Origin of the sequence: Burkholderia sp. MSMB0856 (assembly GCF_001524645.2) — a bacterium.
Taxonomy (GTDB): domain Bacteria; phylum Pseudomonadota; class Gammaproteobacteria; order Burkholderiales; family Burkholderiaceae; genus Burkholderia; species Burkholderia diffusa.
In genome coordinates this window covers 1870786-1892597 of sequence record NZ_CP013428.1, presented here as the reverse complement: position 1 = coordinate 1892597, position 21812 = coordinate 1870786, and the positions used below count along the sequence as shown (strand labels likewise).

The 21812-nt window shown below is 66.6% G+C and carries 26 protein-coding genes and 1 tRNA gene; 8 read left to right on the top strand and 19 right to left on the bottom strand.

Annotated features, from left to right (window positions below):
• Positions 1-7: 7 nt before the first annotated feature.
• From WS87_RS26085 to WS87_RS26075, 3 genes are all read left to right on the top strand, one after another.
• Positions 8-343, top strand: coding sequence for a DUF485 domain-containing protein (locus WS87_RS26085; RefSeq protein ID WP_059819499.1), 336 nt, complete (start codon positions 8-10; stop codon positions 341-343).
• 520 nt (positions 344-863) lie between these two features.
• Positions 864-1925, top strand: a complete 1062-nt coding sequence (locus tag WS87_RS26080; protein WP_082750673.1) for a porin — start codon at positions 864-866, stop codon at positions 1923-1925.
• Positions 1926-2026: 101 nt separating this feature from the next.
• The gene (locus tag WS87_RS26075) at positions 2027-2944 is read left to right on the top strand and encodes a LysR family transcriptional regulator (RefSeq protein WP_059819497.1); all 918 of its coding nucleotides are present in this window, start codon (positions 2027-2029) and stop codon (positions 2942-2944) included.
• A 408-nt stretch (positions 2945-3352) separates the two neighbouring features.
• Here the strand turns inward: WS87_RS26075 and WS87_RS26070 are convergent.
• Positions 3353-3437 (bottom strand) — tRNA-Leu (locus WS87_RS26070).
• A gap of 140 nt (positions 3438-3577) precedes the next feature.
• Between WS87_RS26070 and WS87_RS26065 the strand changes: the two genes are divergently transcribed.
• The gene (locus WS87_RS26065) at positions 3578-4903 is read left to right on the top strand and encodes a leucine-rich repeat-containing protein kinase family protein (protein WP_059819496.1); all 1326 of its coding nucleotides are present in this window, start codon (positions 3578-3580) and stop codon (positions 4901-4903) included.
• Positions 4904-4947: 44 nt separating this feature from the next.
• Here the strand turns inward: WS87_RS26065 and WS87_RS26060 are convergent, their stop codons facing one another.
• From WS87_RS26060 to WS87_RS26025, 9 genes are all read right to left on the bottom strand, one after another.
• Positions 4948-5577: a LysE family translocator gene (locus tag WS87_RS26060; RefSeq protein ID WP_059819495.1), complete on the bottom strand. Its 630-nt coding sequence runs from the start codon at positions 5575-5577 to the stop codon at positions 4948-4950.
• A 92-nt stretch (positions 5578-5669) separates the two neighbouring features.
• Entirely contained in the window at positions 5670-5846 is a 177-nt protein-coding gene (locus WS87_RS34065; protein ID WP_175908825.1) for a hypothetical protein, read from the bottom strand.
• 32 nt (positions 5847-5878) lie between these two features.
• Positions 5879-6325: a copper chaperone PCu(A)C gene (locus tag WS87_RS26050; RefSeq protein ID WP_059819493.1), complete on the bottom strand. Its 447-nt coding sequence runs from the start codon at positions 6323-6325 to the stop codon at positions 5879-5881.
• Positions 6326-6377: 52 nt separating this feature from the next.
• Positions 6378-6743 carry a copper homeostasis periplasmic binding protein CopC gene (gene copC / locus WS87_RS26045; protein ID WP_059699197.1) on the bottom strand — a complete coding sequence of 122 codons (366 nt, stop codon included), beginning with the start codon at positions 6741-6743 and terminating at the stop codon, positions 6378-6380.
• A complete protein-coding gene (locus WS87_RS33730) occupies positions 6740-6877 on the bottom strand; it encodes a hypothetical protein (protein WP_159085707.1) in 138 nt (45 codons plus the stop codon). Before WS87_RS33730 ends, copC begins: the two co-directional genes overlap by 4 nt.
• 92 nt (positions 6878-6969) lie before the next feature.
• Positions 6970-7347, bottom strand: coding sequence for a DUF2946 domain-containing protein (locus WS87_RS26040; protein ID WP_059692073.1), 378 nt, complete (start codon positions 7345-7347; stop codon positions 6970-6972).
• Between the two features lie 104 nt (positions 7348-7451).
• Positions 7452-7946, bottom strand: a complete 495-nt coding sequence (locus tag WS87_RS26035; protein WP_059819492.1) for an SRPBCC family protein — start codon at positions 7944-7946, stop codon at positions 7452-7454.
• 56 nt (positions 7947-8002) lie between these two features.
• Positions 8003-8305, bottom strand: a complete 303-nt coding sequence (locus tag WS87_RS26030; protein ID WP_059527056.1) for a 2Fe-2S iron-sulfur cluster-binding protein — start codon at positions 8303-8305, stop codon at positions 8003-8005.
• A gap of 99 nt (positions 8306-8404) precedes the next feature.
• Positions 8405-10294 (bottom strand): sigma-54-dependent Fis family transcriptional regulator, encoded by a 1890-nt coding sequence (locus WS87_RS26025; RefSeq protein ID WP_059819491.1) that lies wholly within the window; start codon positions 10292-10294, stop codon positions 8405-8407.
• A gap of 379 nt (positions 10295-10673) precedes the next feature.
• On the opposite strand from WS87_RS26025, the gene WS87_RS26020 reads away from it, so the two are divergent.
• Complete coding sequence (locus WS87_RS26020; protein ID WP_059527249.1) at positions 10674-10865, top strand: DUF2964 family protein; 192 nt, start codon at positions 10674-10676, stop codon at positions 10863-10865.
• A 241-nt stretch (positions 10866-11106) separates the two neighbouring features.
• Positions 11107-11394, top strand: coding sequence for a DUF1488 domain-containing protein (locus WS87_RS26015; RefSeq protein WP_014898618.1), 288 nt, complete (start codon positions 11107-11109; stop codon positions 11392-11394).
• Positions 11395-11562: 168 nt separating this feature from the next.
• Here WS87_RS26015 and WS87_RS26010 read toward each other — a convergent pair whose 3' ends face one another.
• The 3 genes from WS87_RS26010 to WS87_RS26000 are packed head-to-tail and all read right to left on the bottom strand — an operon-like array spanning position 11563 to position 13303.
• Positions 11563-12429, bottom strand: a complete 867-nt coding sequence (locus tag WS87_RS26010) for an MBL fold metallo-hydrolase (RefSeq protein ID WP_059819490.1) — start codon at positions 12427-12429, stop codon at positions 11563-11565.
• 3 nt (positions 12430-12432) lie between these two features.
• Positions 12433-12759: a hypothetical protein gene (locus WS87_RS26005; protein ID WP_059819489.1), complete on the bottom strand. Its 327-nt coding sequence runs from the start codon at positions 12757-12759 to the stop codon at positions 12433-12435.
• 13 nt (positions 12760-12772) lie between these two features.
• Entirely contained in the window at positions 12773-13303 is a 531-nt protein-coding gene (locus tag WS87_RS26000; RefSeq protein ID WP_059819488.1) for a hypothetical protein, read from the bottom strand.
• A gap of 202 nt (positions 13304-13505) precedes the next feature.
• On the opposite strand from WS87_RS26000, the gene WS87_RS25995 reads away from it, so the two are divergent.
• The gene (locus WS87_RS25995; protein ID WP_059819487.1) at positions 13506-14357 is read left to right on the top strand and encodes a LysR substrate-binding domain-containing protein; all 852 of its coding nucleotides are present in this window, start codon (positions 13506-13508) and stop codon (positions 14355-14357) included.
• Positions 14358-14465: 108 nt separating this feature from the next.
• On the opposite strand, the gene WS87_RS25990 is transcribed toward WS87_RS25995, so the two are convergent.
• A complete protein-coding gene (locus tag WS87_RS25990; RefSeq protein WP_059527038.1) occupies positions 14466-15767 on the bottom strand; it encodes an NCS2 family permease in 1302 nt (433 codons plus the stop codon).
• 763 nt (positions 15768-16530) lie between these two features.
• Between WS87_RS25990 and WS87_RS25980 the strand changes: the two genes are divergently transcribed.
• Positions 16531-16809, top strand: a complete 279-nt coding sequence (locus WS87_RS25980) for a hypothetical protein (RefSeq protein ID WP_006480752.1) — start codon at positions 16531-16533, stop codon at positions 16807-16809.
• 172 nt (positions 16810-16981) lie between these two features.
• Here WS87_RS25980 and WS87_RS25975 read toward each other — a convergent pair whose 3' ends face one another.
• The 5 genes from WS87_RS25975 to WS87_RS25955 form a co-directional block, all read right to left on the bottom strand.
• Entirely contained in the window at positions 16982-17356 is a 375-nt protein-coding gene (locus tag WS87_RS25975; protein ID WP_059819703.1) for a DUF2917 domain-containing protein, read from the bottom strand.
• 251 nt (positions 17357-17607) lie between these two features.
• Complete coding sequence (locus WS87_RS25970; RefSeq protein ID WP_059819486.1) at positions 17608-17895, bottom strand: hypothetical protein; 288 nt, start codon at positions 17893-17895, stop codon at positions 17608-17610.
• 89 nt (positions 17896-17984) lie between these two features.
• Positions 17985-18890, bottom strand: a complete 906-nt coding sequence (locus WS87_RS25965) for a metal-dependent hydrolase (protein ID WP_059692079.1) — start codon at positions 18888-18890, stop codon at positions 17985-17987.
• Between the two features lie 34 nt (positions 18891-18924).
• Positions 18925-20712: an SDR family oxidoreductase gene (locus tag WS87_RS25960; protein ID WP_059819485.1), complete on the bottom strand. Its 1788-nt coding sequence runs from the start codon at positions 20710-20712 to the stop codon at positions 18925-18927.
• 44 nt (positions 20713-20756) lie between these two features.
• A complete protein-coding gene (locus WS87_RS25955; RefSeq protein ID WP_059692081.1) occupies positions 20757-21653 on the bottom strand; it encodes a M24 family metallopeptidase in 897 nt (298 codons plus the stop codon).
• Between the last annotated feature and the right edge of the window lie 159 nt (positions 21654-21812).

Sequence of the window (21812 nt, the reverse complement as noted above, 5' to 3'; positions counted from 1 at the left end):
AGCAACCATGTCGAACCTCAATCACGCGGCAATCGTCGCGCGCAGTACCGATGCGAACGCAAGCGTCGACGCACGCACGCGAGACGTGGTCCGTCTGGTCCGGCGTCGCACACGCCTGAGTATCGGTATGAGCGTGCTCGTGCTGGGCATCTACTTCGCGTTCATCCTGACCGTCGCGTTCGCTCCGGCCGTGTTGACACGTCACTTCCCGGTCGAATCGCCGATGACGATCGGAATCGTCGTCGGGATCGGGCTTTACTGGTTCTGCGCGATCGCAACGGGCGCGTATGTGTGGATAGCCGGTCGCTGGATCGACCCGCTCGTCGGGCGGATTGCCCGATGAACGGGCGGGCGGGTCCGGGTTCGCGATGACGAGGCGCGCCGAATTGTCCGGGAGTTGCGGTCGAGCCGGATGGATGTCCGGCTCGTCGTGAGTCGCGGTAGCCCAAGGTCAGAACGCGTCGTTCGCACGATCCGCATCAGAGCTGTGTCTCCTTGCGCGTGTCAGTCATGAAACTGATACGCGCTTTTTTTTGCGAGGACGGCCATGACGGTCCCGGAGCGCGTTTCGTTCGACGGGATCGAGGCGCGCCGGCTCGTGTTTTCCGCACGCAGTTATCGGAGGGTCATGCAACTCTTGCATCGACTGACAACAAGAATCTCATTGGATGGTGATTTTTTAGCTGAATACGATGCATCGCGGTCTCGAAGATCCACCCGGACGCATGCACCTATGCCGTACATGCAATGAAGCAAATCGGCTGTCTGATGATTCGGTATGCGAATAAAAATGGACGTGCTGTAACGAGCGGGAATGCTTGGGACCGGATCGCAGCACAATCCCAATCAATCGATGGAACGACATGAAACATAAGAAATCAGTGAGGAGACTGGCGACGACCGTGCTGACACTTGCGTGCGCGACGGGGGTGGATGGCGCCCGCGCGCAGGGCTCGGTGGTCATGTACGGCATCCTGGATATCGGCATCCAGAGCTTGACCAATGCCGGATCGAACGGGAAGTCGTCGCTTGGCATGCTGGGCAGCGCGTTTCTGCCGTCCCGCTTCGGCTTCAAGGGCGACGAGGATCTCGGCGGGGGCTACGGCGCAATCTTTCAGCTCGAAAACGGCTTCGACCTCGGCAAGGGCACCCTCGTGACGCCGGGCACGTTGTTCAACCGCCTTTCGAGCGTCGGGTTTCGATCGCCTTATGGGCGGCTGACGTTCGGGCGGCAATACAGCATACAGTTCGACAAGACGGTACTTTATGATCCGACGTATTTCGCCAACGACTCGACGCTTTCGCTGAACGCGATCCCGCTGGCGACGCTGAGGCTGAACAATGCGGTGAAGTTCCAGTCGGAGCCGTTTTACGGATTCAATGTCGAGGCTGAATATGGCTTCGGTCAACAACTGCCGGGCAACGGCCTGGCCGGCCGGTATGTCGGCGCGGCGCTCGAATATGTCCGGGGAGCGCTTGCCGCTCGCGTGCTTTACGAGCAGAGTCGCGGTACGAGCGCGGGCGGCATCGATGCGTCGGGGCGGGTCGATGAGCGGTACAGCGCGGCGCTTCGTTATACGGTGGGCGGCGTGACCGTTTCCGCGGGCGTCACGCGCGTGGTCGGAGACCTCCAGTTGACGCCGCGCGGAGCGGCTTACTGGGGCAGTGTGAAGGGCTTCGCGACGCCGACGATTCAGTGGTACGTGCTGGGCGGCCGCTACGCTTTCCAGAGCACGCCGGGACACCCGACGCTGTTGGTCGGTGGAGGCGAGTATCTGCTGTCGAAGGCAACGTTTCTGTATGCGCATGTCGGCACGGTCTGGAACTCCGACGGGAGCGCGTTCGGAGTCAACAGCTTTTCCGGTGTTGGCCAGCCTGGCAAGAGTCAGGTCGGCGTGAGCGTCGGCATTCATCACCGGTTCTGACGCGCCATGCGGGCGTCCCGATCGCGACGTTGCGGCGAGGGGGAGGCGACTATACTTGCCGCACGTGGGCAGGGTCGCTGCCCGTGAACGCCTGATTTCACATGAATCTTCGCAAACTGCAACATGTCCTCGCGCTCGCTCGGTGCCAGAATTTCAGTCGCGCTTGCGCGGAGGTGCACCTGAGTCAATCCGCGCTGTCCCGCAGTATCCAGTCGATTGAAGCGGAGTTCGGTTTTTCGCTGTTCGATCGCAGCGCGCAACGTATCACGCTGACGCCGCACGGCAAGGTATTCGTCGAGCGGGCGCGCCGGATTGATTTCGAAGTGCGGGAGCTCAGGCGCGACCTCGCGCTGCTCGAGCGCGGGGAGTTCGGCGATCTCTGCATCGGGCTGGGCGCGACGCCAGCTGCATTGCTCAGGCAACCCATCCTGACGTTCGGGGCCGTCAATGCGCCCGAAGTGCGCGTGATACTCAAGCGCGGCAATACCGCCGACCTGCTCGGCATGTTGCTGGCGGAGCGCATCGACATGTTCGTTGGCGATATCGCGTCGCTCACGCCGCAGCCGGAAATCGAGATCATTCCGCTGCCGAGATGGCGGGCCGCATTCTTCTGCGGCCACGCGCATCCGCTTGCGGGTATGGCGTGCGTATCGCCGGAGGATCTATTGAAATATCCGGTCGGCTGCACCCACCTGTCGAAGTACGCGCTCGACGATCTTCAGCAGCATCTCGGATTGCCGATCGCGGATCGCATCAAGCTCCAGAGCGACGATTTCGGCGAACTGGAGGCGGCGGCAGCCGTCAGCGATGTCGTCATTCTCGGCAGCCAGCCCGTATTCGACGAGGCGGTTCGGGCGGGAAGGTTGCATCCGGTGCCGCTCGATCCGCCGCTGGCGGGTTCGGCCCGTTTCGGGATCGTCGTGCTCGCGGGCAGAACCCAGTCGGCCACGATGCTGAGAATCAATGCCCTGGTGCAACGTGTGTTCGACGATTTCGCGGAAGATTTGTCGACAAGCTAGCGTTGCTCCGGATGCGCGCCGCGCCGGTTACGTGCGGGCAAACCGACGTGCGGCCGGCGGTCCGGGAACGAGGAGCACCGCGACATGCGCGGCGTTGGTTGCCCGCGCGGCGCGCCTCGTCGCGCAACGCGTGAGTTGATCTCGGTCCCCCGGATATGGCGGCGCGTCGGCAGGCGATATCCGTTCTTTCCTGAACCGGGCGGACGAGCATTGATGCGTGTTTGCGTGCGGCTCCTCGTATGCGGGAGGCGCAGGTGCGAAAGGGCGCATGCGGATGCGGGCTGCCGTTTGCGCAGTCTCGCCGGCCGGGGTTGCCTCGGTCGTTCCGCAGCAGGCAACAAAAAACCCGCGAAGCCATGCGCTGTCGCGGGTTTTTTACAGATGCACGAAACACGGAAAAACCGCATTTGGTGCCGACGGCGAGACTCGAACTCGCACAGCTTTCGCCACTACCCCCTCAAGATAGCGTGTCTACCAATTTCACCACGTCGGCACTGCAAGGGGCCGAATTGTAGCGTTACATTGCGCGTTTGTGAAGGGGGTGTGACACGGCGAGCGGAGACCCGAATGCGATCCCGGTAGAATTCGGGCGATCGGTCCGACGACCATCGCCATGGCTACCCGTTTTCCACCGTGACCACCACCCTCGAACAACTGCAGGCCGGCCAGCTGTCGGGCGCCCGGCAACTCAAGCTCGCGTGCGGGCTGACCGAATTTCCGCGCGAGATCTTCGATCTGGCGGACACGCTCGAAGTGCTCGACCTGTCCGGCAATGCGCTGTCGGCGCTGCCGGACGACCTGTCGCGGCTGCATCGCCTGCGCATCCTGTTCGCGTCGGGCAATCGCTTTACCGAATTTCCCGACGTGCTCGGCACGTGCGCCCAGCTCGACATGATCGGCTTCAAGGCGAACCGGATCCGCACGGTGCCGCGCGGGTCGCTGCCGCGCGCGCTGCGCTGGCTGATCCTGACCGACAACGAAATCGATGAGCTGCCCGCCGGGATCGGCGATTGTTCGCGCTTGCAGAAGCTGATGCTCGCGGGTAACCGGCTGCGCGCGTTGCCGCCCGAAATGGCCGCGTGCCGTGCGCTCGAACTGGTGCGGCTGTCGGCGAACCGGCTCGACGCGCTGCCGGATTGGCTGTTGCGCCTGCCGCGCCTCGCGTGGCTCGCGTCCGCGGGCAATCCGTTCGGCGCCGCGCCGGAAGCAGCGGCGTCGGCCGAGCCGGGCGTCGCGGACATCGACTGGACGTCGCTCGCGCTCGAACAGAAGCTCGGCGAAGGCGCATCGGGTGTCATTTATCGTGCGCAGTGGCGGGCGGACGGCCAGGTGCCGCGCGCGGTCGCGGTCAAGCTGTTCAAGGGGGCCGTGACGAGCGATGGCCTGCCCGATTGCGAAATGGCCGCGTGCCTGCACGCCGGGCGTCATCCGAACATGATTCCGGTGATCGGCAAGGTGCACGGCCATCCGGAGGGCACGCACGGCCTCGTGATGGAACTGGTCGATCCGGCGCTGACGAACCTCGCCGGGCCACCGAGCTTCGCGTCCTGCACGCGCGACGTATATGCGGTCGACGCGCGATTCGCGCCGGCCGAGGCATCGCGGATCGCGCTCGGCATCGCGTCGGTTGCAGCGCATCTGCACGCGCGCGGCATCATGCACGGCGACCTGTACGCGCACAATATCCTGCACGACGGCAAGGGCGGCGCGCTGCTCGGCGATTTCGGCGCGGCATCGGTCTACGACGTGAACGACCGAGTGCGCGCGGCACGGCTCGAACGGCTGGAAGTCAGGGCGTTCGGCTATCTGCTCGGCGAGTTGCTGGCGCGATGCGAGCCGCGTGCGTGGGAAGGTTCGCATGCGCTCGACGCGCTGGCGGCCGCCTGCTTGAACGAGGAGATCGACGCGCGGCCGTCGTTCGGCGAGATTGCGGCCGTGCTGGCCGCATCGAAGGGCTGACGGTTCCGCCGGTGCCGTGGCACCGGCCGTCACCGCAGGAATGTTTACGCCTGCCGCGCAGTCAGCAGCTTGATCCCGAGGCCGACGAACAGCAGCCCGCTGGCACGCTTGGCCGCGCGTACCCACGGGCCGACGCCGATGCCGCGATGGAGCCGGCGCACACCGAACGAATAGACGCTGTGCACGACGACGACGGTGCATGCGATCGTCACGTACATCACGACGAACTGCATCGCGAGCGGGCGACCATGTGCAATGAACTGCGGCATGAACGCCGACAGGAAGATCATCGTCTTCGGGTTGCTGCCCGACACGAACAGCGCCTCGCGGAACAGCTTCCTGCGGTCGGGCTCGACGATCGCGGCCCGGCCGTCGGGCGAGCGCGCGTTGCGGTCGCCGCGCAGTTGCCGGATGCCCAAAAAGATCAGGTACGCGGCGCCGACGACCTTCATCGCGATGAACAGCGGCGGCATCGCGGCCAGCACCGCGCCGACACCGAACGCGACGAGCATGACCACCGCGCCTTGCGCGACGAGGTTGCCCGCGATCGTCGCGGCGGTGCCGCGCGAGCCGTAGCGCACCGTGTTGCGGATGACGAGCAGCACGTTCGGGCCCGGCGACAGCGTCGTCGCGAGATAGGCAGCGGCAAACAGCATCCAGGTCTGAATCGACATGCGTTGCTCCGAGAGGCGGTTCCGGCGGTCGGGATGAAGCGATGATGCCACGCCAAAATGACGCGGACCGCCGCCGGAACCGGCGCGGCGCGTCAGCGTGCGTCGCGCACGCAGTATGCGGCGATCGACGACGGCGAATCGATCGCGGACGGTCGCGTCATCCACGCGATCCACGCCGCCCATAACCCGCAGGCGATCAGCACGGCGACGTTCAGCGGCGTCCGGTAGCGGACGATCAGGCTGGCCAGCGGCACGCGTTCCTTGCTCATGTGCATCTCCTTCGGTCGTTGCGGATGCGGCGTTACTGGCCGGTGTAGGAAGGCGCTTTCGCGTCGCAGGTCACGGACACCGTCGCGCCGTCGGCGAAATGCAACCGGAACGGCACCTTCGCGCCGGGCGCGACGGGCTGGCGCGGTTCCTCCAGCATCACGTGATAGCCCTTCGGCCTGAACGTCACCGAGCCGTGCGCGGGCACGTCGACCGCTTCGACGTGAACCATCTTCGCGGTGCTGCCGGCCGTCTGCGTTTCGTGCATCATCGCCATCCCGAACGCGGGCGTATCGACGCCCGTGAGCGTGACGGGCTTGTCGCCGTCGTTCTTCAGCGTGAAATAACCGGACGACGGCACCGTCGCCGGCATCGTGCGGATCCAGCATGCATCGGCCTGGACGGCCGATGCGGCGAACGTGGCGGGCGCCTGCAGCGCCAGCAGTGCAAACAGCAGGCTGGTCGGAATCGAGCGTTTCATCGAGTGTGTTCCTGATCGGGTAGGGAAGAGCGCCGCGCGGGCATCGTGCGCGTTATTTCACCGTGAACGTGTAGCGGCCCTGCGTGCGGTGCCCGTCGCTCGCTACCGCAACCCATGCGACCGTGTACGTACCAGGCGTCAGGTTCGCCAGCGCCACATGCATCCGCTTCCGGTTGCCGGCGTCGATGGCGGATTTCCCGTCGGCGACCGATTGTCCGTGGCTGTCGGTGACGGCGATCGAACTGAATGCGGGTTCGAGCGTTTCGCTGAAGTCGATCGTGACCGCGTGCGGCGCGCTTGACAGCGCGGCGTCGGCGGCCGGTTCGAGGTTTTTCGGGTGTGCGTGCGCGTGAGCGGCCTGGGCGACGACGAAGCCGAGTGCGACGAGTGCGCCGCGGACGAAAGCAGTGGTTTTCATGATGGGATGATCCGGTTGGAAATGACAAGGAGAACGATGCATTCGACGAACGGCCGCGCGTTCGTGCACGCGCAACCGCCGGAGGCGGGTGAGCGCACGCACGGCGCGACGCCGCGAGCGATACGGTCGAACATGAGATCGTCCTTCGAAACGTGACACGGCATGCACGCGCAGCGCGCGTGCGGACGGCGTGATGCGCGACGGCATCACGCGCGGTGACGACGAATCAGGACGCGAGCGGCGGGGCGCGCGGTTGCGCGGCCGTAAGCGGCTGCGAGCGGCGCAGGCTTTCGAAGCGGGTTGCTTCGCGATGCCGGAGCGGTTGGAAGTTGGCCGCGAACGTCAGTTCGGGCGCGGGCAGGGCGGGTGTATGGGCGAGCAGGCTGCAATAGCCGCATGCCTGCAGATGGGCCTGCAGGCTTTTCGACGACGCATCGCCGGCATGGTTGCCGCCCGCCGGCCCGGCCGTGCAGTAGCCGGCAAGCAGCGAATCGACGCGGTCTTGCGTCGTCAGCGCTTGCGAGATCGTCGGCGCGAGCGCCGTCATCAGGATGGCGAGCATCCCGATCAGACTGACGATCTTCCGGAAACGACGACTCAGCATGCGATGCGCGGGGCGGCGTATGAACGACGATGGAGCGGATTATGCCACGCACCCGCCGCGAGGGCATGCGGGCACGCGGATTCCGGGAATGATGCGCGGCACGCTTACGCGTGCTTCGCGAGATATTTCGTGATCAGCATCATCTGCGCGGCCCAGCCGTGATCGTTCATCTCGCGCGCCTTCGCGCGACGCGTTGCGATCAACTGGTCGAAACCCGTTTCGGTGATCGTCAGCAGCGTGCCGCCGTTCGCTTCGGCGAGTGCGAACGTGACGAGCGTCATCGGCTCGGACGCGTAATCGATGTTCGGATCGATCGCGAACGGGTGCCAGCGAAAGGAAAACCGTTGCTTCGGCTCGACGCGATCGACGACGATTTCGAACACGGTGCCGGCATACGGCTCCTGTGCCTTGGCGACGTCGTCGTCGACGCGCGTCGGCGTGATGCGGCCGAACAGCGGCCGGTCGGCGACGAACGGTCCGTCGAACGTCACGCCGAACCAGGTGCCGAATTCCCAGGCATTGCTGACGGCTTCCCAGACGCGCGCCAGCGGCGCGGCGAGCAAGGCTTGTTTCTCGATGCGATCGGTGGACTGGGTCATCGCGTTCTCCTGGCGGGCATGCTTGATGCGGGACGGCGCACGGCCGCGCGCCGCGTTCAGTCGATCATCACCGCGTCGGGCACGTCGAGCACGACATCCGAGGTTGCGACGGCCACGCACGGCAGCGTATAGCCGTCGGCCTTTTCCTCGCGGCTCAGGCCCGGCCATTCGATCGTATAGCGTACGCTGCCGCTGACGATCCTGCACAGGCAGCTTCGGCACGTGCCGTTGCGGCACGAGCGCGGCAGCCGGACGTGCGCGAACGCGGCGGCCTCGAGGAGCGTCAGCGAATCGGGCGCGTCGAACGTCGCGCCGAGCGGCTCGATGCGTACGAGAGGCGGGTGGTCGGGATCGGTCATGGGGCGAAGCGGGCGGCGGCGCGGCGGTAACACAAGGCAAGCGCCAAGCATACCCGAAGGCGGTGCGGCCGGCGCCCGTCGGGCAGCCGGCCCGGGACGTCAGTGTCGGCGCAGGTAGCGGTACACGGTATTGCGCGCGAGCCCGAGCTCCCGTGCGGCGGCCGATACGTTGCCGCCGTGCCGCGCGAGCACCGCGTCGATCACCGCGGCCTGGTGGCTCTGCAGTGTGGTTGCTTCGCGCGTGTCGGACGGCGCGGCCTCCGCCGCGGGCGCGTCGTCGCAGTCGAGCCAGAAATCGTCGGGCAGATGCGCAAGCGTGATTTCGGCTTCATCTTCGGCGAGCATGCCGGCCGTGCGCAGCACGTTGGTCATTTGCCGCAGGTTGCCGGGCCAGCGGTGCCGCATGAACGCGTCGAGCACGTCGGTCGCGAGGCGGCTCGGCATCGGCTCGCTGCGACCGAGCCGCGCGAGGATCCGCTCGACCAGTGCCGGCAGGTCGGTGCGCGCGGCGAGCGGCGGCAGCGTGACGGCAAGGCCGTTGATCCGGTAGAACAGGTCTTCGCGGAACGTGCCTTCGGCGATCATCGCACGCAGGTCGCGGTGGGTCGCGCAGACCACGCGCACGTCGACCGGCACCGCGCGTGCGCCGCCAAGCGGCATCACCGCGCGCTCCTGCAGCACGCGCATCAGCCTGACCTGCTGCGCGAGCGGCATGTCGCCGATTTCGTCGAGAAACAGCGTGCCGCCGTCGGCCTGCGCGATCTTGCCGGGGCTGCCGCGCTTGCGCGCACCGGTGAAGGCGCCGTCCTCGTAGCCGAACAGTTCGGCCTCGATCAGCGAATCCGGCAGTGCCGCGCAGTTGACCGCGACGAACGGGCCGTCCGCGCGCGGCGAGGCCTGGTGCAGCGCACGCGCGAGCCATTCCTTGCCGGTGCCGGTCTGGCCGAGGATCAGCAACGGCAGGTCGCGCCCACGAATCTTCGCGACGCGTTCGAGCACGGCGGCCATCCGCGCATCGCCGGTGTCGAGCGTCGCGAACGTGATCGCGTCGGGGTCCGGCGCCCGTGTGCGCGCGGCGGGCGCGGGTGGCGTGACGGCGACGGCCGTCTTGTGCGCTTCCGCGAATTCGCAGCGCGCGAGCACGCGCACGCCGGTCGACAGCGTGAGGCGGAACGGTGCGCCGGGTGCGCGGGCCGCCTGCTGTGCGAGCTGTCCGAAATGCATGCCGAACAGCGCATCGCAGCCTTGATGCTGCAACGCATCGAAGGTCGCGCCGAGCTGGAATTGCGCGCTGCGGTTCGCGGCGATCAGCCCGCCGTCGGGGCCGAACGCGACGAGCCCGGCGAACAGCGAGTCGACGCAATCCTCGTGGGCGTGGAAGCGCAGCCGCAATGCTTCCGCGCACTGGTTCGCGAACAGATGGTTCTCGATCAACTGCGCGGACATCCGCACGAGCGCGAGCGTATGGGGGCTGAAGCCGCGCGGGTCGCCGCTCACGTCGAGCGTGCCGAGCGTGCGGCCGAACGGGTCGATGATCGGCGCGCACGAGCAGGTGAGGATATGGTTCGCGCGCAGGAAGTGTTCGGACCCGTGCACGGCGACCGCCTGGCCCGATGCGAGCGCGGTGCCGATCGCGTTGGTGCCGCGTGCGCCTTCGGCCCACGACACGCCGGTGCACAGCGCGACGCGGTTTGCTTTTTCGATGAAGTCCGCGTCGCCGATGCTGTGCAGGATCACGCCGTCGGCGTCGGTGAGCAGCACGAGGCTTTGCGTGTCGGCGATCTGCGCGTGGAGGTTCTCCATCACCGGGCGCGCGTGCGCGAACAATGCGTGGTTCGTGTCGAGCAGTTCGCGCAGAGCGAGCCGCGACAGCGGCGAGAAATCGGGGCGCTCGTTTGCGCGCAGGCCGACCGCGGTCGAACGGGCATGCGCCTGCGCGAGCAGGTCGTTGCGGCCCGCGGTGGCGGGCAGCACGAAAGGTTGAGGCATGTCTTGTCTCCTGTCGACCAGAGTTAGCGCTTTAGCGCTTACTCTGGTCCCATGCTTCGCGGTCGGCCGGAGTTAGCGCTTTAGCGCTTACTCTGGCCCCATGCTTCGCGGTCGGCCGGAGTTAGCGCTTTAGCGCTTACTGGGGCCCCATGCTTCGCGGTCGGCCCCAGCTCATGCTTTGCACCGCACCATCCGCCACTCGGGCCGCCGCCATCGATATCGCCTCATCATACAAGCGCCGCGCGCGTTGTGCGACTGCGTACAAAACCCCCTTGCTTTTAAGCGTCCGCCTGCAATGATGAAAGTGGAGCACGCACGCGCCGTGTTCCGCATCGCAACATGCATGCGACGTGACATGCATCCGTTCGGGAGACCCATCATGGTTCGGACGGAACTGAGAGTCGTGTTGGCGGCCATCGCCACTTTCATCATGCTGGGCGGCATCGCCGTCGCGATCCACGGTCTGCTGTTCGACCTGAGCGATGCGGTGCAATACGGGGCCGCCGCGATCGCGGTAGGTGCCACGACCGCCGCAATCGCACTGAACATCTGGCCCACCGATCCCCACTGACGCCGCTCGGCAAAACGGTGCCGGATGTCGCGCTGGTCTGATGAAAAAGCGCGTCGGAACGACGCACATCGTAAATTTTGCCTCCTGCGCGAAACCGTCTACAGTGGAATGCAACCGGCACGCATTGTCCGCGCCATACCCCGTGGATCTGCCTCTGCCGGCGAGCCCGCGTAAATTTTCGTCCGGCCGGTAGCGGACGACGGACGCGGTCATTTGCTTTCTACCGGACAAGGCGGCTCCCATGCAGATCCATTTCACGAATGAGAAGCCCGAATATTCGGGGCGCGACCTGATGCTTGGTTTCACGGCGCTGGTCAATGGCGAGCGCGTCCAATGTCAGATCACCGCCGAGGCGCTGGAGGATCATTTCGGTGCGGCATCGCCGCGCTTCGAGGACATGGTCGGTGCGTACGATCAGCACCGCGAGCGTATCGAGGCGGCCGCACGGCGGTTGCTGTCCGAGACGCGCGCGCAATGCGTGACGCTGCGCAGCGGCTACGTGCGCTTCTACGAGGCGAACTGGCGCTGAACCGGACGACCGGGCAGCGACGGAGCGGGCGTCGGATACCGGCGCCCGTGTCATATCGGCGCATGCTCGTCCTGTAGTGCGCCCGCGCGGGGCGATGCCCGGCACGATTCGAACGTCTTGCCGCGCGCTGGCGTGCGCGCATTCCCGCGTTCCCACGTTCCGTTTCGCTCAATCCGCGCCGCTCAGCACGTACGCGTCGCCGGTTGCGCCGTTCGCGCGCGCGATGCGTGCGAAGCCCGTGTCGGCGAGGTGCATGCCCGCAACCAGCAAGTTATCCGAAGCGACTTCGGCGAGCGTGGCCGCGCGCGTCGACGATGCCTGCGACGGATCGTGATCGAACGCGATCGACACGTCGGGGCGAGCAACTTGAATCGGCGCGAAATGCACGAGATCGCCCCAGATCAGCAGGCGCTCGCCGAGCGATTCGACGCGATAGCCGGTGTGGCCGGGCGTGTGCCCCGGCAGCGGCACTGCGACGATGCCGGGCAGCACGTCGCCTGCCGCTTCGATGGTGCGTAGCTGCGCGCGATACACGTCGAACGTGCGCCGCGCGATCTGGAAATTGCCGCGTGCGCGCTCGCTTGCCCGCTCGTACATGCCGTCGTCCAGCCAGAACGCACGTTCCCGTTCGTGAATGAACACCTCCGCTTGCGGAAAGGCCGGCTGTCCGTCCGTGTCGAGCAGGCCGCCGATGTGGTCCGGATGTGCATGCGTCAGCAGGACCGTGTCGATATCGCGTGCATCGATGCCGGCTCGCGACAGCGACGGACGCAGCAGTCCGCCCCAGTTCCGGATGCCGCCGGCGCCGGTGTCGACGAGCACGGTGCGCCCGTTCCCGCGTATGACATAGCAGTTGATGTTGACGTCGGACGGCGCGTGTATGCCGGCCCTGTGCATGATGCCGAACGCGTCGTCGACGTCGATGTTCGACAGCAGGTCGAGGCCGGCCGTCAGCGTGCCGTCGCTGATCGCGGTCACCGTGAAATCGCCGATCTGGCGGCACGGGAAAGAAGGGCGGGGAACGGGGGCGCTCATGGGTCAATGTCGGGCGTGAAGGTGGGTGGTGTCATAGCCGAAGCAGCGGATCCGTGCGACGAATCCGGTGTGGCGAAGAATCTCGTGATCCAGTTCCGTCATGAACCGGTCCATCAGTTCAGTGGTGCGAAATGATGTGATGCGAAAGCGGATCTCCGCGCTGACCGGACGTCCGCAGCCGTGCCGGACCGGCATGTATACGACATGGACCGTGCCGGGTGCGGCGCTCAACACATCGGTACAAAGCCTCTCGCAGGCCGACGACAACGCGTCGAGCGCCGCGCTGGTCGGCATGCTCGCCTCGGGGATCAAAATCGTGACGCTGGGCATGGCTGGGCTCCGGTCAGCGCGCGGTTGTCGATGTCGGTGCGCTGACGAGTTGGTCACCCATCGGCGCATAGAGCCGGATCGCGGCATCGGACGCGAGCCGAGCCTGATCGTGCGCGAGGACGGCCAGCCAGCGTGCCGCCGGCCGGCGATCCAGCGCGACTGCATGCATGGCCGTGGTTGCAATACCTGCTCGCGCGAACGGGGCGAGGTCGTCGCAAACGGCCAGCCATTGATGGCCGGAGACGGCCGGCGCGGGTGCCGCGCAGTCGTATACGTTGCGGCGCCACTCGACGATGTGCGGCTGCCAGCGCGCGAAATTGCCGCCGCCCTTGTCGCGATACTCGGCCGACGTCAGCACGTCCGGGCCGTCGATCGTATGCAGCGCGAGGTAGACGGGGCCGTCGTCGCCGAGCGCGCGAAAGCGTTGCGACGTGCGAAAGCCGGATACGGAAATCAGCGCCGGCAGTTTGATCCGGCTGTAGAAGTCGTTCCATTCGGCTTCGACGGCGGGCTCGGCGATGCTGCATTCAACGGCATAGATCATGACTTCTCCACGTGGGGCGAGCGGCCTTCGGAATCGAACGGCTGGCTCGACGGGTTGAGTTTTTGTCATGATAATGAGCGGCACGACGGGCGAAAAACGATGATTCGTCACCGTTTAATGACATTTGATCAAGCCATGACCGACGGCGGTCGGACCGGGAGCAATCGTGACGCGACGCAGGATTCCGAGCAATTCGGCATTGATGGCATTCGAGGCCGCGGCGCGGCATGGAAGCTTCGCGCGCGCCGCTGACGAACTGGCGTTGACGGAAGGCGCGATCAGCCGGCAGATCGGCCGATTGGAGACGTTCCTGGGCGTCGCGCTGTTCGAGCGGGTCGGCAACCGCGTGCGGTTGGCGCCGAACGGCGTGCGCTACGCGGCGCAGGTTCGCGAAGTGCTGGACCGGCTCGAGCGCGACAGCCAGTACATGATGGGGCAGCCCGGCGACGGCGGCAGCGTCGATATCGCCGTGACGCCGACATTCGCGACGCGCTGGCTGATTCCGCGGCTCAAGGAATTCCAGACGCAGCATCCGAACATCACGGTGCACTTCGCCGATCGCGCGGAGCCGTTCGTGCTGGCCGGCAGCGGTTTCGATGCGGCGATTCACTTCGAACATCCGGCCTGGGCCGGCATGCACACGTACCGGTTGTGCGAGGAGGTGCTGGTGCCGGTCTGCCATCCGTCGCTGCTCGCGGGCGGGCAGCCGGACATGTTGCTGGGCACGCTGCCGCGCCTGCACAAGCGCCAGACGCCCGATGCGTGGTCGGCGTACGTGCAGGAAACGGGGTTGCCGGTGAGCAATCCGGCCGCCGGCGCACGCTACGACCTTTACTCGATGCTGATCGCGGCGGCGCTGGCTGGGCTCGGCGTCGCGCTGGTGCCGCGTCTCTATGTCGACGCCGAGATCGCGCAAGGGTTGCTCGCGGCGCCGTGGCCCGACGGGCGGGGCGTGGTCAAGCGCTTCTGTCTTGTGTTGCCCGATGCGCTGGAACTGGGCGAAGGGCCGCTGCAGACCTTCGCGCGCTGGGTGCTCCGGCAGGCGGAAGCTTGACCGGCGCTCACTCGCACCACGCGCGTAGCCAAATCACGAACACAACAAAAACGCCACCCGAAGGTGGCGTTTTCACTTCATCTTGCAGCGCATGGGGGCGCGCGTGCGTCACTCGCTGCCGAGATAGAAGAAGCGGAACAGGAACACGGCCGCGATGATCCACACGATCGGCTTGACCGTGCGGGCCTGGCCCGTCAGCAGCTTCAGGCCGCCGTACGCGATGAAGCCGAACGCGACGCCGTTCGCGATCGAGTACGTGAACGGCATCAGCAGCGCGGTCAGTGCGGCCGGCACGGCTTCGGTCGCGTCGTCCCACGGCACGTCGACCATCTCGCGCAGCATCAGGCACGACACGTACAGCAGTGCCGGTGCCGTGGCGTAGGCCGGCACGACGCCGGCGAGCGGCGCGATGAACAGGCACGCGAGGAACAGCACGGCGACGGTGATCGCCGTCACGCCCGTGCGGCCGCCGGCCTGCACGCCCGACGCGCTTTCGATATACGCGGTGGTCGACGACGTGCCGAGCACCGAGCCCGCGACGATCGCGGTGCTGTCGGCGAGCAGCGCCTTGTTCAGGCGGTTCATCTTGCCTTCAACGAGCAGGCCCGCGCGGTTCGCGACGCCCATCAGCGTGCCGGTCGCGTCGAACAATTCGACGAGGAAGAACACGAGGATCACGTTGATGATGCCGGTCGACAGCGCGGCGCCGATGTCGAGCTTGAACAGCGTCGCGTCGATCGACGGCGGCGCGGAGAACACGCCGTGGAACTGGTTGTCGCCGAAGAAGAACGACAGGATCGTGACGCCGATGATGCCGATCAGGATTGCGCCGCGCACGCGCAGGTGGTCGAGCGTGACGATCGTGAAGAAGCCGATGATCGCGAGGATCGTGTCGTGCTTGTGCAGGTCACCGAGCGTGACGAGCGTGGCGGGGCTGCCGACGATCACGCCCGAGGTTTTCAGCGAGATGATGCCGAGGAACAGGCCGATGCCGGCGGTGATCGAGATGCGCAGCGATTTCGGAATGCCGTTGACGATCGCCTCGCGCACGCGGAACAGCGTGACGAGCAGGAACAGGCAGCCGGAGATGAACACGGCGCCGAGCGCGGCCTGCCACGTGAAGCCCATCCCCTTGACGACCGTATACGCGAAATACGCGTTCAGGCCCATGCCGGGCGCGCAGGCGATCGGGTAGTTCGCGTACAGCCCCATGATGATCGACGCCAGCGCCGCGACGAGGCAGGTCGCGACGAACACGGATTCCTTGGGCATGCCGGCATCACCGAGGATCGCGGGGTTGACGAAGATGATGTAGGCCATCGTCAGGAACGTGGTGACGCCCGCGAGTATTTCGGTGCGGAAGTCGGTGCCGGCTTCGTCGAAGCCGAAATACCGCTTGATGGATTCCATGAAGGCGTTTCTCCGGTCGGGTTGTCGTGTTGCTTGTTGTTTATGCCGAATTGTTGTAAGGCAGCGCGAGGCCGGCCTACTGTAACCAGCCACTATTGCGACGCTATCGGCGGATTGTAATAGCGCGGATAGCTCGGACGATATAGTTGCGGGGCACGATCGGCAGCGTTCGCGCGACCGGTCGGACAGGCCGGCCGCGCGACGAAGGCGCGCATTTTACCGGTTCGGACGAGGCGGGCAGGTAGAAACGATGGAAACGATTCGATGGCGGGCGGGACGTGTGGGCCGATGCGGGCGCAACGGCATGATCGACACGCAGCGTGCGGCCGCCACGCGACGGCATGCGATGGTACGCGACTGCAACGGCACGCCCGCACGAGGGGCGAACAGAGGACGGACGCAATGCGCGCGCGCATGGCCGGCGCGGGTGCGCGGCGGCGTGCAGCGGCCATTCGTCAGTCCAGGCGGTTGCAGATATCGGGCTATCCTGCGCCGAAGCCGTCGCGTCCGCAACTGTCATTTCGCGGTGCGAGCCGGACTGTGGTTTCTGTGTAAAAGATTGCAAGACGTCATCGCGTTAACCGGCAAGTCTTTCTAGGATAGATACACCGCGCACACACGTCGGCCAGTCGTTGCCGACGCGGGGGAGTCGCAGTCCGTGCAGGCCAGGCGGTGAAGCGCGGTGACGGTCGTTGCGCATTCGGGCAGGCGCGACCGGTTGCGATTGCCCGATGCGGGTTCGTCCGTCATCACGGAGGTCAGCATGTTGAACTGGATCAGCCGTTGGGCGATGCGGCACGCCCCCACGCCGGAAAAAACCGCTGCGTCGATGCTCGTGACGGCGCGCATGGAACTGTTCGCAGCCGAACAGCGCGTCATCGATGCGAAATTACAGGCGGATTACTGGCGTACGCGGGTGTCATTTCTCGAGGAGGTGCAAAAGCAAGGCATCGACCCGTGGGTGACCTCGCAGGCGGCGCAACGCCCCGACCTCGATTCCACGCCTCGCAGCACGGGCCCGCGTCTCGCCGCCAGCACCTGATGCACGTGATGCATGTCAGGGTTGCGCACGGCGCGCGATCGCTCGCGGCACGCACGTGCGTGCCGCGTCATTCGATGCGCACCTGCGACGCGTCGCGTCGCGGGTGCGTCCGTTTTCGGATGCGCTGATTCCGCGCGTCCCGGCATCCCGTCGCGCGCGTGAGCGCGCATCGTCAATCCCGTCTTCGCCATCGTCCGACGAGCAAACGTTGCATTCGCGTGAGCGTGCGTCTCAGCCGTTCGCCGCGCTTCACGTACGCCGTCGTGATCGATGCCTCGGCCGGCCGGTCGTCATCGGTGCCGAGCCAGATGCGATCGCCGCGCGCGATGCGCAGCACGTCGCCGGGTTGTACCCAGTAGTCGTCGACGCTCGGCGGCCGCGTGATCCACAGCGGCGCGCCGTGCGCGCGGATTTCCGCATCGCTCGGCGCGCGCCAGGTCAGCGTCGTGCGCGGCGCGACCGCGAAACGGATCACGACGGTCGGTAACGCGATCGCGCCGGCGCGGCGCGAATCGGGACGGTCGAACAACGGGCTTGCCTGGTCCATCGTCTTCTCCATTCGTTGAGCCGGACGGATGACGCGCACCAGAACAAAAAGGCCTCATCCGTTTCCGGTGAGGCCTTGTGTGACATGCGGTACTGCTCGGATGCTAACGCACAAGCGCCTCCCGTGATCCATTCTTTCGAATGTTCACCGGGCAATGATTCGCGATGGCGGTGAGCTTGAACGTAGGCATGCGAACGAGTTTGTCGATGTCGTACGGCGTTGTCAACGACAATTTTCGAGATATGTGGCGATCACGCGTCGCGCTGGGCGAGGCCGTTGACGAGCAGTTCGGACAGCAGGCCCGTCATCCCGTTCGGATGCGTGGCGGCGCGTGCCTTCAGCTGTTCGACGAGGTCGGCGTTGAGCTTGCACGCGAACGGCACGAGGCCTTGCTCCTGGTCGAGCTTGCGCTGCGCGCGGCGGTCGAGCTTCGCCGCGTCCTCGGCGCCCTTGCCGAAGCGGGCGGAGCCGGACTGCTTCATCGCGTGCGTCAGCTTGAGCGCCTTGTTCTTTTCTAGATCGGTTTTCTTCATGGCCATCGCGGCACCTCCGGGAAATGAAGCCGCGATTGTACGCATTTCGGCCGGCACCCCCGCCGAAACCGTCGCGAACCCGCGTGCGGGCCCGGTCACGCGCCCTTCGTCGTGCCCCAGTTGCCGCCGTGCGCGGCCGCCTGCGCGGCCGGCGAGCGCGCCAGATACGCGAGCGCCTGCTCGGTCGAGCCTTCGTGGTGCGGCGTATAGCCCGGCCTGAAATAGCGCAGCGCCGCGCCGATCACCTTCCAGAACGACGGCAGGTGCCCGCGCCGCGAACCCTTCCACCACGACAGCACGAATCCCGGATAACGGCCGGCGGCGGGATCTCGCCGGTACATGAATTTCGCGCCGCTCGTGATGAAGTAGAGCAGCAGCACGATCACGAACGCCATGTGCACGCAGCGTTCCGGATAGTTGCCGCCCATGTGGTTGTAGATGTCGAACGCGACGGTCCGGTGTTCGACTTCCTCCGCGCCGTGCCAGCGCAGCAGGTCGACCATCGTCGGGTCGGCACGGCCTTCGTCGAGCCCGTGCGCGTTGAGCACCCAGTTGCCGAGATAGCCGAAGAAATGTTCGAGCGACGCGATCACCGCGAGCTGCTGACGCAGCCAGAAGCGCGTGTGGCCGATCTTCAGCCCGAACGGCGCTTCGCCCAGCACGCGCGTGAACAGCCAGTTCAGCTTCTGCGTGAACGGCTTCGTGTCGATCCCGTGCCGGTCGTAGTAATGCTTGAGCACGCCGCCGTGCGAGCGCGAATGCACGGCTTCCTGGCGCAGGAAGCCTTCGGCTTCGTCGCGCAGGCGCGCATCGGTGATGTTCGGCAGCGCCTTGTTGTATACGCGGCAGAACCACAGTTCGCCTTCCGGGAACAGCAGGTTCAGCGTGTTGATGATGTGCGTGCTGCCCGGGTCGTTGGGCACCCAGGTGATCGGCGTGTCGCTGAAGTCGAACTTCACGTGCCGGGCCTTGATCTTGTGATAGTCGGCGGTAGCGGTCATCTGTGTCTCCGTTCCTGTGCGGCGCGCCGCGCCGTCAATGCGATGCCATGCTGACGCGGGCGAGCATCCGGCCGAGCCACGGCATGAAGCGGCCGACGAAGCGCAGCGCGTGCGCCTCGGTGCCCACGGCCACGACCGGCCGGTTACGCAGCACGCCGTCGACCATCGCCTGTGCGACGGTTTCCGGCTTCAGGCCGCGCATCTGGTACAGCTTCGTCGCGCGTTTGCGCAGCCGCGCTTCGTCCTGTGCGTTGGCGCCCGCGTATTGCGTCGACGCCATGATTCCGGTTTCCGCGAAGCCGGGGCAGACGGCCGTCACGCCGATGCCTTTTTCCGCGAGTTCCGCGCGCATGCATTCGCTGAGCATCAGCACGGCGGCCTTCGTCGTCGCGTACGCGGGCAAGTCGCGCGACGGCCCGAACGCGGCGGCCGACGCGGTGTTGACGATGTGGCCGCCCGTGCCGCGTGCGGCCATCTGCTGCGCGAACAGCCGCGAGCCGTGGATCACGCCCCACAGGTTCACGTGCAGGATGCGCTCCCAGTGCCGCTCGCTCGTGTCGAGAATGCCGCCGGCCATGCCGATGCCCGCGTTGTTGATCACGACGTCGGCGCCGCCGAGTTCGCTGCCGACCCATGCCGCGAGCGCTTCCATCTCGTCGGCGGAGCCGACGTCCACGCGTTTCGCATGCGCCTGCGCGCCGGTCAGCCCGAGCAGCAGCGCGGTGCGCTCGGCGCTCGCGAGATCGATGTCGCACGCGACGACGGTCGCGCCTTCGCGGGCGAATGCGAGCGCCGCGCAGCGGCCGATGCCGCTGCCCGCGCCGGTGACGACCGCGACCTTGCCGCTGAAGCGGCCGCTGGTCGCGCGGCGGCGTGCGTTCGCGAGCGCGGGCGGCTCGTCGCCCGATTCGACCGCGTCGATCAACTGTTCGGCGAGACCCGCGAAGCGCGCGGGATCGGCGAGCGGCAGCCAGTGGCCGGCCGCGACTTCGCGGCGGTAATACTGCGGCACCCAGCGCGACAGGTTCTCGGACAGCGCCGGGCTCACGTACTTGTCGCCGAGTGGCACGATCGTCTGCACCGGCGCGTGCGCGTAGCGCTCGCGCGGCGCGAACAGGCAGCGGATGAAGTTCGCGCGATAGAGGCGCACGCCGCGCGCGCCGTCGTCGGCCTGCGTCGGGCGCGGCGTGGCGGGGGTCTTCTCGACCCGTCGCAACAGGCCCGGCCATGCGCGGCCGAGCCACAGCCGCCAGCCGAGCTCGGGGATGAACGGCAGATGGAACAGATACACGTACCACGAGCGCACGAGCTGCCCGCCGAGCCTGGCCAACGACGCGGGCGTCGGATGCAGCACGCGTTCGCGCAGCCAGAAGCCGACGTGGTCGAGGCACGGCCCCGAGCACGACGTATACGACGCGATGCGGCCGGCGAGCCGCGGATCCGTGACGAACTCCCAGCCCTGGATCGAGCCCCAGTCGTGCGCGATCAGGTGCACCGCGCGGCCGGGGCAGAGCGCGTCGATCACCGCGATGAAGTCGTCGGTCAGCTTCGCGAGGTGGTAATCGGCCGTGCGCTTCGGCGCGCCGGACAGGCCCGCGCCGCGCACGTCGTAGGCGATCACGTAGTGCTTGCGCGCGAGCAGCGGCGCGACGTGTTGCCAGACGCTGCTGTCGTCGGGGTAGCCGTGCACGAGCACGACCGGCGAGCGGGCCGGGTCGCCCCAGGTCCTGACCGCGAGCGTCAGGTCGCCGGAGGCGACGGCCGTCTCGCCGTGAACCGATTCGAACAGGGCCAGCGGCGCTTCATCGGAAAGAGGCTGCATCGTGAGTCCGTCGTTCAGGGATTCGGTGGAAGGCGGCGTTCGTGTCAGGCGGCCGCCGGCACGCTCGCGACGGCCTGCGCGCGTTCGGCCTGGCGGCGCTGCCAGCGGCGCACGTGCGGCAGGTCGTCGTCAAGCCAGTACGCGTCGTCGTCGGTGATCACCAGCAGTTCCTCGAATTTCGCGCCGACGCCGGCGAAGCCGAGATGCGGCTCCACGGCCCACAGGCCCGGCACCGGCGCGTGTTCGGAGCGGCGGTCGATCGACCACAGCGGCGACCAGCCCTGCTGCTTCGCCGCGCGGCCCTGGTCGAGCAGCAGGTTGCGCGTCGCGTTCAGCCCGAAGCGCGCGACGAAGCGCGGTGTCGACAGTTTGTGGATCTTCGCGACGCGATGCGCGAGCACCTTGAACGGATAGGCCTTGTGGCGCGGCTCGACGCCCTGGCGGCGGCACAGCGCGTCGACCGCCTGTGCGACCTCGGCCATCGGGCGACGCTCCTTCACCAGCCGCACGATCATGTCGCGATGGTCCATCAGGTCGTCCTGCAGCTGTTCGAGGATCGGGTTCTGGCCGAGACAGTGCGCGTAGCCGACGTCCGCGACGATCCCGTCGAGCACGGGCGCGACGTCGAGGATCACGGGCATGTCTGTCTCGAGCTGGCGGTTGCTCGGGAAGAACGCGAGGTTGAAGCCGCCCATGTGCTTCAGGCCGGAGAAGCCTTGGAACGCCGTGCGGTCGCCGAACCACGCGAACGGCTTGTGCAGCCAGTCGTGCACGCCGTTGTCCTGCAGCCATTCGGTCAGCAGGCGCGCGGCCTCCTTCTCGGTGATGCCGGGGTAGAGCATCGCGCCGACGGTCTCGACGCAGCGATAGGCAAGCTGCTGGACCGCGCGGAATTGCGGCAGCTCGTCGAGATGGACTTCCGGCAGCGGATGATCGGGCATGTTGCGTCTCCATGTATCGGCCTGCGTTCGGCGACGCGGGCGAATTATTCAGTCAGCATTTAATGTGTCATTGATCGATGTAAAGATCATAGCCGGTTCGACGTGGCGCGGAGGTGAGGGCTTCTCCTAATGAAGGCCGAAATGGAGGGGACGCTCTAG